Raw genomic sequence first — 14266 nt, forward strand, 5'->3', positions numbered from 1 at the left:
CCGCGTGACCGGCGCACCTGCCAACGTCCACCCGGGCTTGCGTCAGGGGCCGTCATCACCGGCCTGTCCCCCGGCGTCGTTAGGCTGAGGGACCATGGACGCGCCTCTCACCCCGCTCCTGAACCACCTCGACCGGGAGAACCCGGGTGACGTCGTCGGTGTCTACCTCTACGGCTCCGCCAGTGCCTCCGGGCTGCGTCCCGACAGCGACGTCGACCTGCTCGTACTCACCCGTCGTTCGCTGACCGCACCCGAGCGGGCCGCGCTGGTCTCGCTGCTGCTGGACAGCTCCGGATGGCGCGGCCACGCCGAGCGCTTCCCCGGCGCGGCGCATCGGCGGCCCATGGAGCTGACCGGCCTCGTCGTCGACGACGTCGTTCCCCTGACAGACAGTCCACGCCGCGACTTCCAGTACGGCGAGTGGCTCCGCGCGGACCTCGTCAACGGCCGCCTTCCCCGGCCCACGGACGATCCCGATGTCGTCGTCCTGCTGGCGACAGCGCACTCCGCGTGCCGGGTACTGGCCGGCCGAGCGTTCGGAGACGTCGTCCCTCTGGTCCCGCCCGAGCTGCTCAGGAAGGCGGTCCTCGCCGTTGTCCCGGACGTCCTGGAGGGAATCGAAGGCGATGAGCGCAATGCTCTCCTCACCCTGGCGCGCATCCTCGTCACGCTCGACACCGGCCGGATCGTCTCCAAGGACGCGGCCGCCGAGGCGGTCGCCCCGACGCTGACGGCAGCCGACCGTGGTCTGCTGGAGCTGGCCCGAGCCGGCTACCTCGGCACGGTCACCGACGACTGGACCGGCCGCACGCCTCAGGTGACCGTGCTCGCCCGCACCCTCGCGGACCGAGCGCAGCGACACAGCCGGCCGGGTTAGGCGGCACACCGGGAATCCGTCACCGATGCCGTCGCGACGACCACGGCACGGCAGCCACTAAGGTGCTCCGCGTGAACACCGCTCCTCAACCGCCGTCCGCCTTCCGCCTGATCGTCACGGGCGGCGGCACCGGCGGTCACACCTACCCCGCTCTCACCGCCATCCGCACCTTGCAGGCACGCCTGGCGGCTTCCGGCCGCACTCTCGACGTCCTGTGGATCGGGACGGCGGAGGGTCTGGAGGCCCGGGTCACCAGCGCGGAGGGCATTCCGTTCGCCACCGTCGCCACGGGCAAGATCCGACGCCACGCCAACCCGCTGAGGATGGTGTCCCCGGCCAACGTCCGGGACATGGCGCGCGTGCCGATCGGGGTCGCCCAGGCGCGCAGCGCCGTCTCCGCGTTCCGGCCGGACGTCGTGCTCGCCACGGGCGGTTACGTCGCCGTGCCGACCGGGCTCGCCGCCAGAATGTGCCGCGTTCCGCTGGTCCTGCACGAGCAGACCGTCCGCCTCGGCCTCGCCAACCGCAAACTGGCCGGCTCCGCCGCGCGGATCGCCGTCTCCTCGGAGTCGACCGTTCCGCTCCTGCCGGAGAGCGTGCGGTCGGCGGCCGTGGTCACCGGCAACCCCGTACGACCCGAGATCCTGACCGGTCACCCGGACAAGGCCGTGACGGCGCTGGGCCTCCACAGCTTCGACCGGCGTCTTCCGACGGTGTACGTCACCGGAGGCGCGCAGGGCTCGCAGCAGATCAACGACGTGGTCGGCGGCGAACTGCCGTGGCTGCTGGAGCGCGCCAACGTGGTGCACCAGTGCGGCCCCGCCCACCGCGAGGCGCTGTCCGCGCGCGCCGCGGGGCTGCCCGCCGCGCTTGTCGCCAGGTACCACCTCACTCCGTTCGTCGGAGAGGAGCTGCCGGACGTCCTGGCCCTGGCCGATCTGGTGATCTCCCGCAGCGGCGCGGGGACCCTGGCCGAACTCACCGCCCTGGGCAAGCCCGCGGTGTTCATCCCGCTCGCCTCGGCGGCCGGCGACGAGCAGGCGCACAACGCCCGCCACCTGGAGGAGTCCGGGGCGGCGGTCGCCCTCCTCGGAGACGTCACGGGCGGACAGCTTCGCGAGGCGGTCGGCCCGCTCCTCGGCGATCCGGCGCGCCGGGAGGCGATGGCCGCCGCGGCCAGGGCGCACGGCCGCCCGGATGCCGCGGACAGGCTCGTGGACGTGCTGCTGTCCGCGGCCTCCGCGTAACCGCTCACCCGTGGCGGGCTACGTGCACCACCCGCCGGTGTGGAGGGCGGTTCGGGCTCGATCATCAGCCTCGTGCCCAGGGCGTTGCGGTCGTACAGGGCGGTGAGCGCACCGATGTGGTCCCGGACCGGCATCGTGCGGTAGTCCACGTGTTCCCGCGCGCGGACGACGCGTCCGTTCGGGATGAAGTCGGTGCTCTCGCCGTCGTGTCGGCGTCCATCGTGAAGTACGAGGTGAACGTCAGGGGCGCACTACCGGCCGCCGCGAATGCGACCTGCCGCTCGGCCTTCTCCGGCAGCCACATGTCGTCGCTGTCGAGGAAGGCTACGTAGTCCCCCGGGCCCTCGCCATGGCAAGGTTGCCTGCCCGCCCCGCACCGCCCCGTTCGGGGTGCCGGGCGAACTCCATGAGCAGGTCCATGGAGCCGTCGGACGACTGGTCGTCGGTGACCAGCGGCTCCAGGTCGCCCAAGGCCGGCGGCGGTACGTCCAGCCGCACCGAACCGTGGAGAAACAGTGCCGGCTTCGACGTGCACGGCACCGCACAGCACCGCACGGCACGGCACCGCACGGCACGGCACGGCACGGAGCTGGATGCGCGCCGGACAGGTCCAGGGCCTTGCGCACCCCGGCCCCGCTGCCCGCCGTGCCGGTGGTCTCCGCGAGGATCTCCAGGATCCGGACCTGGCGCTCCAGCTCCCCCGCCACCAGCGGCCCCGCGCCCTCCGTCTCGCCGCCGCGCGCCGCCTTCAGCAGGCCGGCGTCCTGCGGGGCGTCACCGTCCGGGGAGTCGAACCGGCCGTGGATCTCCAGTGCGACCAGTGAGCAGGCGTCCGCCCACTCCCGTAGCGGTGCGGGGGCGAAGTCGGAGGGGGCGGCGCCGAGCATCGCGCGCACCCGTGCGGCCGGCCCGTCCGTGACGGCCTCGTCGTCCATCGCCGTACGGACGGCCGCGAGACGGATGGCCCATTCCCGCCCGTCCTCACAGCTCGCCCAGAGCGGCCTCAGCGGCTCCGCGCCCTCCGGTCCCGCCAGTAGTGGCAGGCAGCGGTCCAGGCAGGCCACGGCACTGGCGGCGAGCGCTCGCTCGTCGGCGCGTTCGATCAGTTCCAGCAGACTCATCGACGTCTCCCTCGGTCTACCGCGTACAGCGCCGAATGGCTGAAAATCGTCACTACCGGCGCCGAAGCCGCCTCGCCGCGTGGCGGCAACCGGCCCCGGTTGCACGACAGTCGGGGCCGGCTACGTCCCAGTCGGCCGGCTACGCGGCAGTCGACCCGGCCACGCGGCAACCGGCCCCGGCCATACGGCGGCGGGCCCCGGCCACACGGCAACCGCCCCAGCTATACGGCGGCGGCCCCGGCCACGCGGCTGAGGGCCCCGGCTACGCGGCGGCAGGCTGCGGCGCGTGGTGTCCGGCGCGTGCCACCTGCATCCGGGTCAGGGCGCGGACGAAGAGGATGGCCAGTACGGCGGAGACGACGTCGAGCGCGTCGGCGGCCATCATCAGGGCGAGGCCGTCCACGATCTCCCCCGGCTCCTCGGCCCGCCCCCACGCCCGTGCGGCGATCCGGTCGAGGAGCATGGCGGCGACCCATACGGCCCACCAGAGGTTGAGCGGCGCCCGCGAGACCGGGAGCCGGGCACCCTCCGGGCCCACGGGGGCGCTGGCCCTCCAGCTGCCGGCGGCGACCCGGTAGGGCAACCAGAAGTTGGCCACGGGGACGAACCAGCCGCCCACCGACCAGCCCGGCCTCAACGTGAGGGCGGTCGGGTCGAAGATTTCGGCGTTCCGGCTGGTGCGGTGGAACCAGATGACGAAGACGACGGCGGTGGCGAGGAAGGCCATGAACTGGACGACCCCGGTGGCGGCGTAGAGCCCTTCGGCCCACTCGCCCCGGCTGCCGTGGACGGCCTCGTCGCCGTCGTCCGCGTACCCCGCCCACAGCCCGCGCAGGCGGAGCCCGGAGGCGAGGGCGGCCAGGTCGGTCGCGATGACGGTGGCGAGCAGGGCGGTCACCGCCCGGGAGAGGCCGACGGGTGAGCGCAGCCAGGTCCCGGCGCCCCGGCCGCCGGGGTCGGTAGCCAGGGTGACCGGGCGGCCGGGCAACACCGGCCGGGTGCCCGAACAGAAGGTGCAGAGGCCGTCGTCGGTGACGGCGGTTCTGGTGCGGCAGCGGGTACAGAGCATGAGGCGGTCCCCCCCGGGGTGCAGTGGTGATCGGTGACCTCTCACGTCCCTCCCCAGGAGCGCGCGGTCGGCGGACCGTAGCCCGTGGACGGTCCCGCTGTCCAAGGACTTACGGCCCGCCGTTCCCGGCCGGGGACCGGCAAAAGCCCCCCGGCCGGGGACCGGCAAAAGCCCCTCGGCCGGGGCTCCGGGGTCCCTCAGCCCGCGCTGCCCGTCCGCCCCGCCAGCTCCTGGAACTGCGCCCACGTCAGCTCGGGCTTTCGCGGGTCCCACAGCTTCTGCGAGGTCGCGACGAGCGGCATCCTGATGCCGTCCGCGACCTGCTGGGCGGTCTGCGCGTTGGGCAGGTCGCCCCAGACGGCGAACCGGCCGCCCAGGATCTGCGGCGAGTAGCGCTCCGCCACCGGCTCGGTGCCGCGCAGCACGAGCGGGGTCCACTGCTCGTAGATCCGCTTGCCGGTCGGGTAGACGAACTCGTTCGGCTCGCCGAGCACGTAGTACATGAACTCGTCGTTGAGGTTCAGCATCTTGTAGCCCTCGGCGAGGTACTCCTGCGGGGGCCGGGCGCCGATCTCCTTGCCGGTCCAGTAGTCGATCTCGATGCTCTTGTCGGCCTTGACCTTCGAGTCGCGGAAGAGGCCGTCGTTCCAGGACTTGGCGATCCGGCCCTTGGGTTCGACCACCGCCGCCCGGTCGTTCAGCCAGCCGGTGGCCAGGTCCTCGATGGTGGCGCCGGAGCCGTGCTCGCGCTCGGCGGCCCGCTGGAGCTGCGGGTAGGAGGCGGCGGGGTCGCGGACCATCAGCGCCTGGTACTCGTCGGCGCCCAGGTGCCAGAACTTCCCCGGGAACAGCTCGGTGTACTCGTCGAGCAGCTCGTCGATCAGCTTCGCCGCGCCCGGCTTGGAGATGTCGATGGACCCCCGCGACTCCTGGCCCTGGGTGTTGCGGAGCTGGAGGTCGGGGTGGGCGCGCAGTACCGCGCCGAGGTGTCCGGGCGAGTCGATCTCGGGGACGACCTCGATGTGCAGGCTGTTGGCGAGGCCGACGATGCGGCGGACCTCGTCCTGAGTGAGGGCCTCGTCCGAGACCACCTCGGGGTGGGTCTTCGACTCGATCCGGAAGGCCTGGTCGTCGGAGAAGTGCAGGCCGAGCTGGTTGAGTTTGAGGTCGCCCATCTCGCGTATGCGGTCCTCGATCCACTCCGCGCTGTAGTGCTTACGGGCGATGTCGAGGTTGAGCCCGCGCTGCGGCCGGTCGGGGCGGTCGTTGACCACGCCCTCGGGCACGGTCCGGTCCGCCTTGAGCGACTGCTTGAGGGTGCGGGTGCCGTAGAACACGCCCGACTCGTCGGGGCCGGTGATCCTCACCTTCCGGTCGCGGACGGTGAGGGTGTACGACTCGGCGGGCTTCCCCTCCTTCTCGCCGAGCGCCAGCTCGACGTCCCCCTCGCGGGGCGCCTCGGCGCCCCGGTAGCGGATCTTCAGCTCCTTGGCGAGCAGCTGGGCCTCGTCGGCGAGCACCTGGCTGCCCTCGGCTATGACGACCGTGCTGTCCTCGCCCGGCTGCCAGCCGGGCCCGCGCGCGGGGGTGTGCTCGCGGACGGCCGGGATCGTGCTCGGCGCGCTGGACATCGGGTAACTGCGGGAGGGCGACGGGGCGGCCGCCGTGGCGGAGGTCCCGGACGGTGACGCCGCGTCGCGGGAGGGGTGGCTGCCGGAGCCTTCCGGCCAGACGACGACGGTGAGGACGACGGCGGCCGCGGCCGTGACAGCCGCGCCGGTGACGAGGGCACCACGCGTGGGCGACATCGGTCAGATTCCTCCGGAATAGGGGCCAGGGGGCAGGTAGGGGGCAGGGGCAGGTGAATAGGCTGAAAGGTTGACATTTTTGCTGACGATCCGCCTACCGAGAACGAGCGGGGAGCGTACAGAACCTCAAACCTCGCAGGTCAGGCGGCTGTCAAACGTTCCGAAACTCTCCCGTTCGGGTGATTTTCAGCCGATCCCCCGGACGGCCGCCGACCGATCTCGCTAGCGTTACGGCACATTCGTCTCTCCCTTCACTCCCTCCTCTCACTCCGCCCCGAGAACGTCGCACTCCCACCCGCTGTGCGTCTCACTTTCACCCCGCGTACGCCCCCGTCGGGCAACCTTGTTGCCCTCCTGCCCCTCTTCAGGGTCATAGATGTCGTTGATTCGAGGAGTCCACGCTGTCCAGGTCCAGCGAGTCCCCCGCCGGCCTGCCCAAGCAGTCCACGGCCCCGGCCCGGCCCTGCGCCATACCCGTGCAGCACCGCCGTCCGCCGCAGGTCAGCGGCGCCCTCGGGGTATCCCCCGCCGAACTGGCGGCCGGTCTCGCCCGCTTCAACGAGGCCCCCTCCGCCACCGCCGAGGCCGCCCTCCTGGAGTGCTGCGGCAGCCGCCGCTGGGCCCACCGGATGGCCGCCCACCGCCCCTTCCCGGACCTGGCGTCCCTGCTGGCCGCCTCCGACGAGGCGGGGTACGACCTGGCGCCCGAGGACATCAGGGAGGCGCTCGACGCCGAGCCGGCACCCCTTCTGCACCACGACGCGCCCCGCGCCGCGCACCTCGCGCTGCAGGCCGCGCACGCGGCGTACGAGAGCAGATTCGGCCATTCCTTCGTGATCTGCCTGGACCCCTGCCCGCCCTCGCAGGCAGCGGACCAGGTCCTGGCCGGCATCCGGGTCAGGCTGACGCACGAGGTGGACGAGGAGCGGGCCGTGACCGCCGACGAGCTGCGGCGACTCGCCCGGAGCCGCCTCGTCGAGCTGGTGACCGAGGGCTGGTGACCCGGGGCCGCCGCCCCGGGCCCGCCGGCCACGGAGAGCGCCCGGGGGCAGGGCCGGGGCAGGCCTCCGGGCACCGTGCCCGGGAAGGGCCGCTCTAGCCCGTACGTGCCTGTTTGGTTGCCGCTTTGATCACACCGGAGGCCCCGGCGCGAACGAACCGACAATGCGTCGCTACGATGGCCGGGGCCGGTGGACCGTACCCGGCCGGGTCAGACCGACAGTCAAGCCGGCCGACCCTCATCCCCGCTCCCGGAGGGTTCTTCCGTGCCGGCTGGAACGCTGTACCGCGGCCGGGAAGGCATGTGGTCCTGGGTGGCTCATCGAGTCACCGGTGTCCTCATTTTCTTCTTCCTGTTCGTACACGTCCTGGACACCGCTCTCGTCCGCGTCTCCCCCGAGGCCTACGACGAAGTCGTGGCCACGTACAAGACGCCGATCGTCGCGCTCCTCGAATACGGCCTCGTGGCCGCCATTCTCTTCCACGCGCTGAACGGTCTCCGGATCATCGCCGTGGACTTCTGGGCCAAGGGCCCGCGCTTCCAGAAGCAGATGCTCTGGACCGTGCTGGGCATCTGGATCGTGCTGATGGTCGGGGCCCTGTACCCCGTCCTCGGTCACGCCGTACGCGACGTCTTCGGGAGCTGAGGCCCATGTCCAGCGAGACTTCTTCCGCAGCCGCGATCGGCGACGTCGAGGGCGTGAGCCTCTACGACGTCGACCACCCGGCCCCGGTGATCGAGCCCCCGCGCAAGCGGACGGCCAAGACGCCCAAGGGATCGCGCACCAACTTCGAGATGTACGCCTGGCTCTTCATGCGCCTGTCGGGCATCGTCCTGGTCGTCCTCGTCCTCGGCCACCTGCTGATCCAGCTGGTGCTCGACGGCGGCGTCTCCAAGATCGGCTTCGCCTTCGTGGCGGGCCGCTGGGCCTCGCCGTTCTGGCAGATCTGGGACCTGACGATGCTCTGGCTCGCCATGCTCCACGGCGCCAACGGCCTCCGTACGGTCATCAACGACTACGCCGAACGGGACAAGACCCGCTTCTGGCTGAAGATGCTCCTGTACACCGCCACGGTGTTCACCGTCCTGCTGGGCACGCTGGTGATCTTCACCTTCGACCCGAACATCCGCTAGGCGCCGGGACAGAGGGACCAGAGGAAAACCATGCAGATCCACAAGTACGACACCGTCATCGTCGGCGCCGGCGGCGCCGGCATGCGCGCGGCCATCGAGTCGACCAAGCGCAGCCGCACCGCCGTGCTGACGAAGCTCTACCCCACCCGCTCCCACACGGGCGCCGCGCAGGGCGGCATGGCCGCCGCGCTCGCCAACGTGGAGGAGGACAACTGGGAGTGGCACACCTTCGACACGGTCAAGGGCGGCGACTACCTGGTCGACCAGGACGCGGCCGAGATCCTGGCGAAGGAGGCCATCGACGCCGTCCTCGACCTGGAGAAGATGGGCCTGCCGTTCAACCGGACGCCCGAGGGCCGCATCGACCAGCGCCGCTTCGGCGGTCACACCCGCAGCCACGGTGAGGCCCCGGTCCGCCGGTCCTGCTACGCCGCGGACCGCACCGGCCACATGATCCTCCAGACGCTGTACCAGAACTGCGTCAAGGAAGGCGTGGAGTTCTTCAACGAGTTCTACGTCCTGGACCAGCTGATCACCGAGGTCGACGGGGTCAAGAAGTCCGCCGGCGTCGTCGCGTTCGAGCTGGCGACCGGCGAGATCCACGTCTTCCAGGCGAAGTCGGTCATCTACGCCTCCGGCGGCACCGGCAAGTTCTTCAAGGTGACCTCCAACGCGCACACCCTGACCGGTGACGGCCAGGCGGCCTGCTACCGGCGCGGCCTGCCGCTGGAGGACATGGAGTTCTTCCAGTTCCACCCGACGGGCATCTGGCGCATGGGCATCCTGCTGACGGAGGGCGCCCGCGGTGAGGGCGGCATCCTCCGCAACAAGGACGGCGAGCGCTTCATGGAGAAGTACGCGCCGGTCATGAAGGACCTGGCCTCCCGTGACGTCGTCTCGCGCTCCATCTACACGGAGATCCGCGAGGGCCGCGGCTGCGGTCCGGCCGGCGACCACGTCTACCTGGACCTGACCCACCTGCCGCCGGAGCAGCTGGACGCCAAGCTCCCGGACATCACGGAGTTCGCGCGGACCTACCTCGGCATCGAGCCCTACACGGACCCGATCCCGATCCAGCCGACCGCGCACTACGCCATGGGCGGCATCCCGACCAACGTCGAGGGCGAGGTGCTGGCCGACAACACCACCGTCGTCCCGGGCCTGTACGCCGCCGGCGAGGTCGCCTGTGTCTCCGTGCACGGCGCCAACCGCCTGGGCACCAACTCGCTGCTCGACATCAACGTCTTCGGCAAGCGCTCGGGCATCGCGGCGGCCGAGTACGCGGCGAAGAACGACTTCGTCGAGCTTCCCGAGAACCCGGCCCAGCTCGTCGCCGACCAGGTGGAGCGGCTGCGCAACTCCACCGGCACCGAGCGCGTGGCGACCCTGCGCCTGGAGCTCCAGGAGTGCATGGACGCCAACGTCATGGTGTTCCGCACCGAGCAGACGATCAAGACGGCCGTCGACAAGATCGCCGAGCTGCGCGAGCGGTACCTCGACGTGTCCATCCAGGACAAGGGCAAGCGGTTCAACACCGACCTGCTGGAGGCCGTCGAGCTGGGCAACCTGCTCGACCTGGCCGAGGTCATGGCGGTCTCCGCGCTCGCCCGCAAGGAGTCCCGCGGCGGTCACTACCGCGAGGACTACCCGAACCGCGACGACGTCAACTTCATGCGCCACACCATGGCGTACCGCGAGGTGGCCGCCGACGGCGCCGAGTCGATCCGGCTCGACTACAAGCCGGTCGTGACGACCCGCTACCAGCCGATGGAGCGTAAGTACTGATGGCTACCCCGACCCTGGACAAGACCGACAAGGCCGAAGCCGGCTTCGCCGACTCTCCGTTCATCACGGCCACGTTCCGGATCCGCCGCTTCAACCCGGAGGTCTCCGACGAGGTTCAGTGGCAGGACTTCCAGATCGAGATCGACCCGAAGGAGCGTGTCCTCGACGCCCTTCACAAGATCAAGTGGGAGCTCGACGGGACCCTGACGTTCCGCCGGTCCTGCGCGCACGGCATCTGCGGCTCCGACGCGATGCGGATCAACGGCAAGAACAGGCTCGCCTGCAAGACGCTGATCAAGGACATCAACCCGGAGAAGCCGATCATGGTGGAGGCCATAAAGGGCCTCACGGTCCTCAAGGACCTCGTGGTCGACATGGACCCGTTCTTCCAGGCCTACCGCGACGTCATGCCCTTCCTCGTCACCAAGGGGAACGAGCCGACCCGCGAGCGCCTTCAGTCCGCGGAGGACCGCGAGCGGTTCGACGACACCACCAAGTGCATCCTGTGCGCCGCGTGCACGTCCTCGTGCCCGGTGTTCTGGAACGACGGCCAGTACTTCGGCCCGGCGGCGATCGTCAACGCGCACCGCTTCATCTTCGACTCGCGCGACGAGGCCGGCGAGCAGCGGCTGGAGATCCTCAACGACCGTGACGGCGTGTGGCGTTGCCGTACCACGTTCAACTGCACGGACGCCTGCCCCCGTGGCATCGAGGTCACCAAGGCGATCCAGGAGGTGAAGCGCGCGCTCATCACGCGTCGCTTCTGACCCCTTCGAGGACCTTCACGGGCCCCGGCCGCCCCGGTCGTCACGACCGAGGCGGCCGGGGCTCGTTGCTGCGTCCGGGCGATACGGGCGGTACGGTCATGCGGAGCTCAGGACGTACAGAGAACGGGGATCCCCATGAGCGAGCCGAATCCGTCACCGGGCGACGCGTACAAGTGGGGTCCTCCCCAGCAGCACGGCCACCCGCCGACGGTGGCCGACGGGCAGGCGTACGGTTACCCGCCGCCGGGCCCCGCGCCCGCGTACGGCTACCCGCAGCCGCTGCCCGAGTCGGCGGTCCAGCCCGGCCCCGGCTACGGCTACCCGAACCCGGCGCAGCCGACGATGCCCGGCCAGTACCTCCCCGTACCCCAGGGCGTGCCCGGTCAGGGCGGGGCCCCGGTGCTGTCGATCGGCGACATCACGGTCATGACCGACGCGATCGTCACCCCTTCGGGGACGATGCCCCTCAGGGGCGCGGTCTGGACGGCGACCGACATGTCGCGCACCGAGGAGAAGATCCCGGCGCACGCCATCGTGCTGGCGATCGTCTTCGCCCTGTTCTGCCTGGTCGGCCTGCTCTTCCTGCTGATGAAGGAGAAGCGGACCGTCGGGTTCGTCCAGGTCACCGTCGTCAGCGGCGGCCGTCACCACGGCACGATGATCCCGGCGACGGGCCCGCACACCTTCCCCGCCGTGATGGGCCAGCTCAACCAGGCCCGCTCGATGAGCGCCTGAGCGCCGGGCCGGCGTCATGGCACGTTACGAGCACACGGTCACCGTCGCCGCCCTGGACCGCCCCTGGTTCGAGGAGGCGGCCTCGACGGTGGTGGACCTCTTCGACGCCTCCCGGGAGCAGGGCGGCGCGATCCTGCTGCCCGACGGGCGCCCGGTACACGGTCTGCGGCTGCTGAAGGGGCGCCACCTCCAGTCGGGGGCGCAGTACGGTGAGGCGCCCGGGGAGGGTGAGGCGCCGGAGACGTCGGAGACGACCGTCCTGCGCGAGTGGCGGCCCTCGCGCACCGTCGAGGTGGAGAGCCTCATGGCGGAGGAGGGCATGGCCCTACGGGTGGGGGTGCGGCTGCGCGATCCCCGGGCACCCAGGGCGCTGGAGGTGTCCCTCGACGGGCACAACCCGAAGGGCGGTTCGCTGTACCGCTTCTCGGGCCGCGCCAAGGCCGACCTGCACGCCTGGTGGGCGGCGCTGGACCGGCCCTCCTCGGCGCCCCCGGCGGCTCGGGCCCCCGTCATCGGCAAGGCGGTGCACCGGCTGGGCAAGGCCCGTCTGACGGTGACCCCGCACCCGGCGGAGGACGGCACCTGGCGGGTCCGCGTCGTGCTGAGCGTGCGCGGGCGGTGGCTGCTGCGTCCGGTGGGCGCGGTGGGGCTGTTCTTCGCCCGGAGGCCGATCGAGCGGGGGTTCCGGGAGGCGGTGGACGGTGCGGCCGAGGAGTGGGCCGAGATGCTGGCGGAGCTGCCGTCGCTGCACGGTGAGGCGCTGCGCGCGGAGATCGCGGACGCGCTGACCGAGCCGCCGGAGCCCCGGGAGCCGTCCGAGCCTCCTGAGTCCCGGGAGCTGTCCGAGCCGTCCGAGCGGTCCGAGTCGGCCGAGCTGTCCGAGCCGTCGGGGCCGGGGGCCAAGTCCCTCTGACACCACACCTGTAGACCCCTTCTTGAACATGTTCAAGAAGGGGTCTACAGTCATGCCCAAGAGCAGATTTGAACGCGTTCAAAGGAGGGTGAGGCATGGACCTCACTGTTGTCGCGTACGTCATCTACCTGCTGATCAGCGTGGCGCTCACCGTCTGGGTCGCCCGCACCCTCAGCCGTAACGGGCGGGTCTTCCTCGCCGACGTGCTGCACGGGAACGAGAAGCTCGCCGAAGCCGTCAACCACCTGCTGGTGGTGGGCTTCTACCTGGTCAACCTCGGGTTCGTCACGCTCTACCTCAAGAACGCCGACGGGGTGGCCGACGCCCGCGGACTCTTCGAGGCGCTCTCGGTGAAGGTGGGCGTGGTCCTGCTGGTGCTCGGCGTCATGCACCTGGGCAACGTGTACGTGCTCAGCCGCATCCGCCGCCGCAGCGCGCTGGAGCGCGAGCAGACGCCGCCCGTACCCCCGCAGGGCTGGACGAAGCCGGGGGCCCCCGGCCCGTGGGCCGCACCCGCCCCCGCTCCCGCTCCCGGACAGTGACCTCGGTGACCGCCTCCTGGCCCGTCCGCCGGCTCACCGTGCTCTACGACGCCCAGTGCCCGCTCTGCACCCACCTGAGGCACTGGCTCGGCCGTCAGCGCCAGCTCGTCCCGCTGGACCTCGTACCGGTCGGATCCGCCGAGGCGCGGCGGCGGTTCCCGGAGCTGGACCCCGCCTCCACCTACGCGGAGATCACCGCGGTGGGCGACCTGGGGCAGGTCTACCTGGGGGCCTCCGCCTGGATCGTCTGCCTGTGGGCGCTGGCCGAGTACCGTTCGAAGGCCCACTGGCTGACCACCCCGGCGGGAGCGCCCTTCGCCCGGGGGACCGTGCTCGCCGCGGCGAGGTACCGGTCGGCGACGGCTCCGCGGTGCGGCCCGGGGCAGGCGTGCACCGTGCCACCGGGCGGGCCACGGAGGCCCTAACCTTGGGGCCGTGGTGAAGGAAGAGAAGAACGAGCAGGAGAACGGGGCCGCGAAGCCCGCCAAGGCCGGCAAGGCCGCCCCGCCCGGCAAGGCCGCGAAGAGCGAGCAGACCCGCACGCTGATTCTCGAGACGGCGCTCCGGCTCTTCGCCGAGCGGGGGTACGACCGGACGACGATGCGGGCCATCGCGCAGGAGGCGGGCGTCTCCGTCGGGAACGCCTACTACTACTTCTCCTCCAAGGAACACCTGGTCCAGGGCTTCTACGACCGCATCGCCGGCGAACACGCGGCGGCGGTGCGGCCCGTCCTCGCGGACGAGGCGGAGCTGGCCGCGCGGATCCGGGGGGTGCTGCTGGTCTGGCTGGACGTGGCGGAGCCGTACCACCGGTTCGCCGCCCAGTTCTTCAAGAACGCGGCCGACCCGGAGAGTCCGCTCTCCCCGTTCTCCGACGAGTCGGTGGCGGCCCGTGAGGCGGCGATCTCCATCCACCGGGACACCCTCGCCGGTTCGAGCACCAAGAGCGATCCCGAACTGGCCCCGCTGCTGCCCGAGTTGCTCTGGCTGATACAGATGGGCCTGGTGCTGTTCTGGGTGTACGACCGCTCCCCTGGCGCCGAGCGCAGCCGGCGGCTCGTCGAGCGCACCGCGCCGATCGCCGCACGGGCCATCGCGCTCTCCCGCTTCCGGGTGCTGCGACCGCTCGTACGTCAGGTGCACTCGGTGCTGGTGGAGTTCATGCCGGGCCAGGCGGCCGGGACGGGGCCCCGGCCACCGGCCACCGGCTGACCGACTGCTGGCTGACCGGCTGCTGGCTGACCGGCTGCCGGGCGGGCCGACTACTG

Annotated in this window: 14 protein-coding genes and 2 pseudogenes; 12 read left to right on the top strand and 4 right to left on the bottom strand. The window is 71.4% G+C overall.

The window, feature by feature from the left end; all coding sequences use genetic code 11:
* Positions 1–94 precede the first annotated feature (94 nt).
* Positions 95–877: an aminoglycoside adenylyltransferase domain-containing protein gene (locus tag AB0917_RS10250; protein WP_366819067.1), complete on the top strand. Its 783-nt coding sequence runs from the start codon at positions 95–97 to the stop codon at positions 875–877.
* A gap of 71 nt (positions 878–948) precedes the next feature.
* On the top strand, positions 949–2124 hold the full coding sequence (locus AB0917_RS10255) for a UDP-N-acetylglucosamine--N-acetylmuramyl-(pentapeptide) pyrophosphoryl-undecaprenol N-acetylglucosamine transferase (RefSeq protein WP_366819068.1): 1176 nt from the start codon (positions 949–951) through the stop codon (positions 2122–2124).
* Positions 2125–2180: 56 nt separating this feature from the next.
* On the opposite strand, the pseudogene AB0917_RS10260 reads toward AB0917_RS10255, so the two are convergent.
* The 4 genes and pseudogenes from AB0917_RS10260 to AB0917_RS10275 all read right to left on the bottom strand — a co-directional run.
* Positions 2181–2589, bottom strand: a pseudogene (locus tag AB0917_RS10260) (glycosyltransferase family A protein); the annotation flags it as partial.
* A gap of 137 nt (positions 2590–2726) precedes the next feature.
* Positions 2727–3245, bottom strand: a pseudogene (locus AB0917_RS10265) (hypothetical protein); the annotation flags it as partial.
* 262 nt (positions 3246–3507) lie between these two features.
* On the bottom strand, positions 3508–4314 hold the full coding sequence (locus tag AB0917_RS10270; RefSeq protein ID WP_366819069.1) for a DUF4328 domain-containing protein: 807 nt from the start codon (positions 4312–4314) through the stop codon (positions 3508–3510).
* Between the two features lie 197 nt (positions 4315–4511).
* On the bottom strand, positions 4512–6122 hold the full coding sequence (locus AB0917_RS10275) for a family 20 glycosylhydrolase (protein ID WP_366819070.1): 1611 nt from the start codon (positions 6120–6122) through the stop codon (positions 4512–4514).
* 476 nt (positions 6123–6598) lie between these two features.
* Here AB0917_RS10275 and AB0917_RS10280 point away from each other — a divergent pair, with 476 nt between their 5' ends.
* The 10 genes from AB0917_RS10280 (at position 6599) to AB0917_RS10325 (ending at position 14210) form a co-directional block, all read left to right on the top strand.
* Complete coding sequence (locus tag AB0917_RS10280; RefSeq protein WP_366819071.1) at positions 6599–7123, top strand: 2-oxo-4-hydroxy-4-carboxy-5-ureidoimidazoline decarboxylase; 525 nt, start codon at positions 6599–6601, stop codon at positions 7121–7123.
* A gap of 264 nt (positions 7124–7387) precedes the next feature.
* The gene (gene sdhC, locus AB0917_RS10285; protein WP_003966815.1) at positions 7388–7768 is read left to right on the top strand and encodes a succinate dehydrogenase, cytochrome b556 subunit; all 381 of its coding nucleotides are present in this window, start codon (positions 7388–7390) and stop codon (positions 7766–7768) included.
* Positions 7769–7773: 5 nt separating this feature from the next.
* Positions 7774–8256, top strand: coding sequence for a succinate dehydrogenase hydrophobic membrane anchor subunit (locus tag AB0917_RS10290; RefSeq protein WP_366819072.1), 483 nt, complete (start codon positions 7774–7776; stop codon positions 8254–8256).
* A gap of 30 nt (positions 8257–8286) precedes the next feature.
* Positions 8287–10041: a succinate dehydrogenase flavoprotein subunit gene (gene sdhA / locus AB0917_RS10295; protein WP_366819073.1), complete on the top strand. Its 1755-nt coding sequence runs from the start codon at positions 8287–8289 to the stop codon at positions 10039–10041.
* A complete protein-coding gene (locus tag AB0917_RS10300; protein ID WP_366819074.1) occupies positions 10041–10808 on the top strand; it encodes a succinate dehydrogenase iron-sulfur subunit in 768 nt (255 codons plus the stop codon). Before sdhA ends, AB0917_RS10300 begins: the two co-directional genes overlap by 1 nt.
* Before the next feature lie 135 nt (positions 10809–10943).
* Complete coding sequence (locus AB0917_RS10305) at positions 10944–11543, top strand: hypothetical protein (protein ID WP_366819075.1); 600 nt, start codon at positions 10944–10946, stop codon at positions 11541–11543.
* Positions 11544–11559: 16 nt separating this feature from the next.
* The gene (locus AB0917_RS10310; protein ID WP_366819076.1) at positions 11560–12456 is read left to right on the top strand and encodes a hypothetical protein; all 897 of its coding nucleotides are present in this window, start codon (positions 11560–11562) and stop codon (positions 12454–12456) included.
* Between the two features lie 95 nt (positions 12457–12551).
* The gene (locus AB0917_RS10315; protein WP_366819077.1) at positions 12552–12998 is read left to right on the top strand and encodes a hypothetical protein; all 447 of its coding nucleotides are present in this window, start codon (positions 12552–12554) and stop codon (positions 12996–12998) included.
* Positions 12995–13423, top strand: a complete 429-nt coding sequence (locus AB0917_RS10320) for a DCC1-like thiol-disulfide oxidoreductase family protein (RefSeq protein WP_366819078.1) — start codon at positions 12995–12997, stop codon at positions 13421–13423. Before AB0917_RS10315 ends, AB0917_RS10320 begins: the two co-directional genes overlap by 4 nt.
* 10 nt (positions 13424–13433) lie before the next feature.
* On the top strand, positions 13434–14210 hold the full coding sequence (locus AB0917_RS10325; RefSeq protein WP_366819079.1) for a TetR family transcriptional regulator: 777 nt from the start codon (positions 13434–13436) through the stop codon (positions 14208–14210).
* The last annotated feature ends 56 nt before the right edge of the window (positions 14211–14266 follow it).

This window comes from Streptomyces sp. NPDC007346, from assembly GCF_040703535.1.
Classification (GTDB): Bacteria; Actinomycetota; Actinomycetes; order Streptomycetales; family Streptomycetaceae; genus Streptomyces.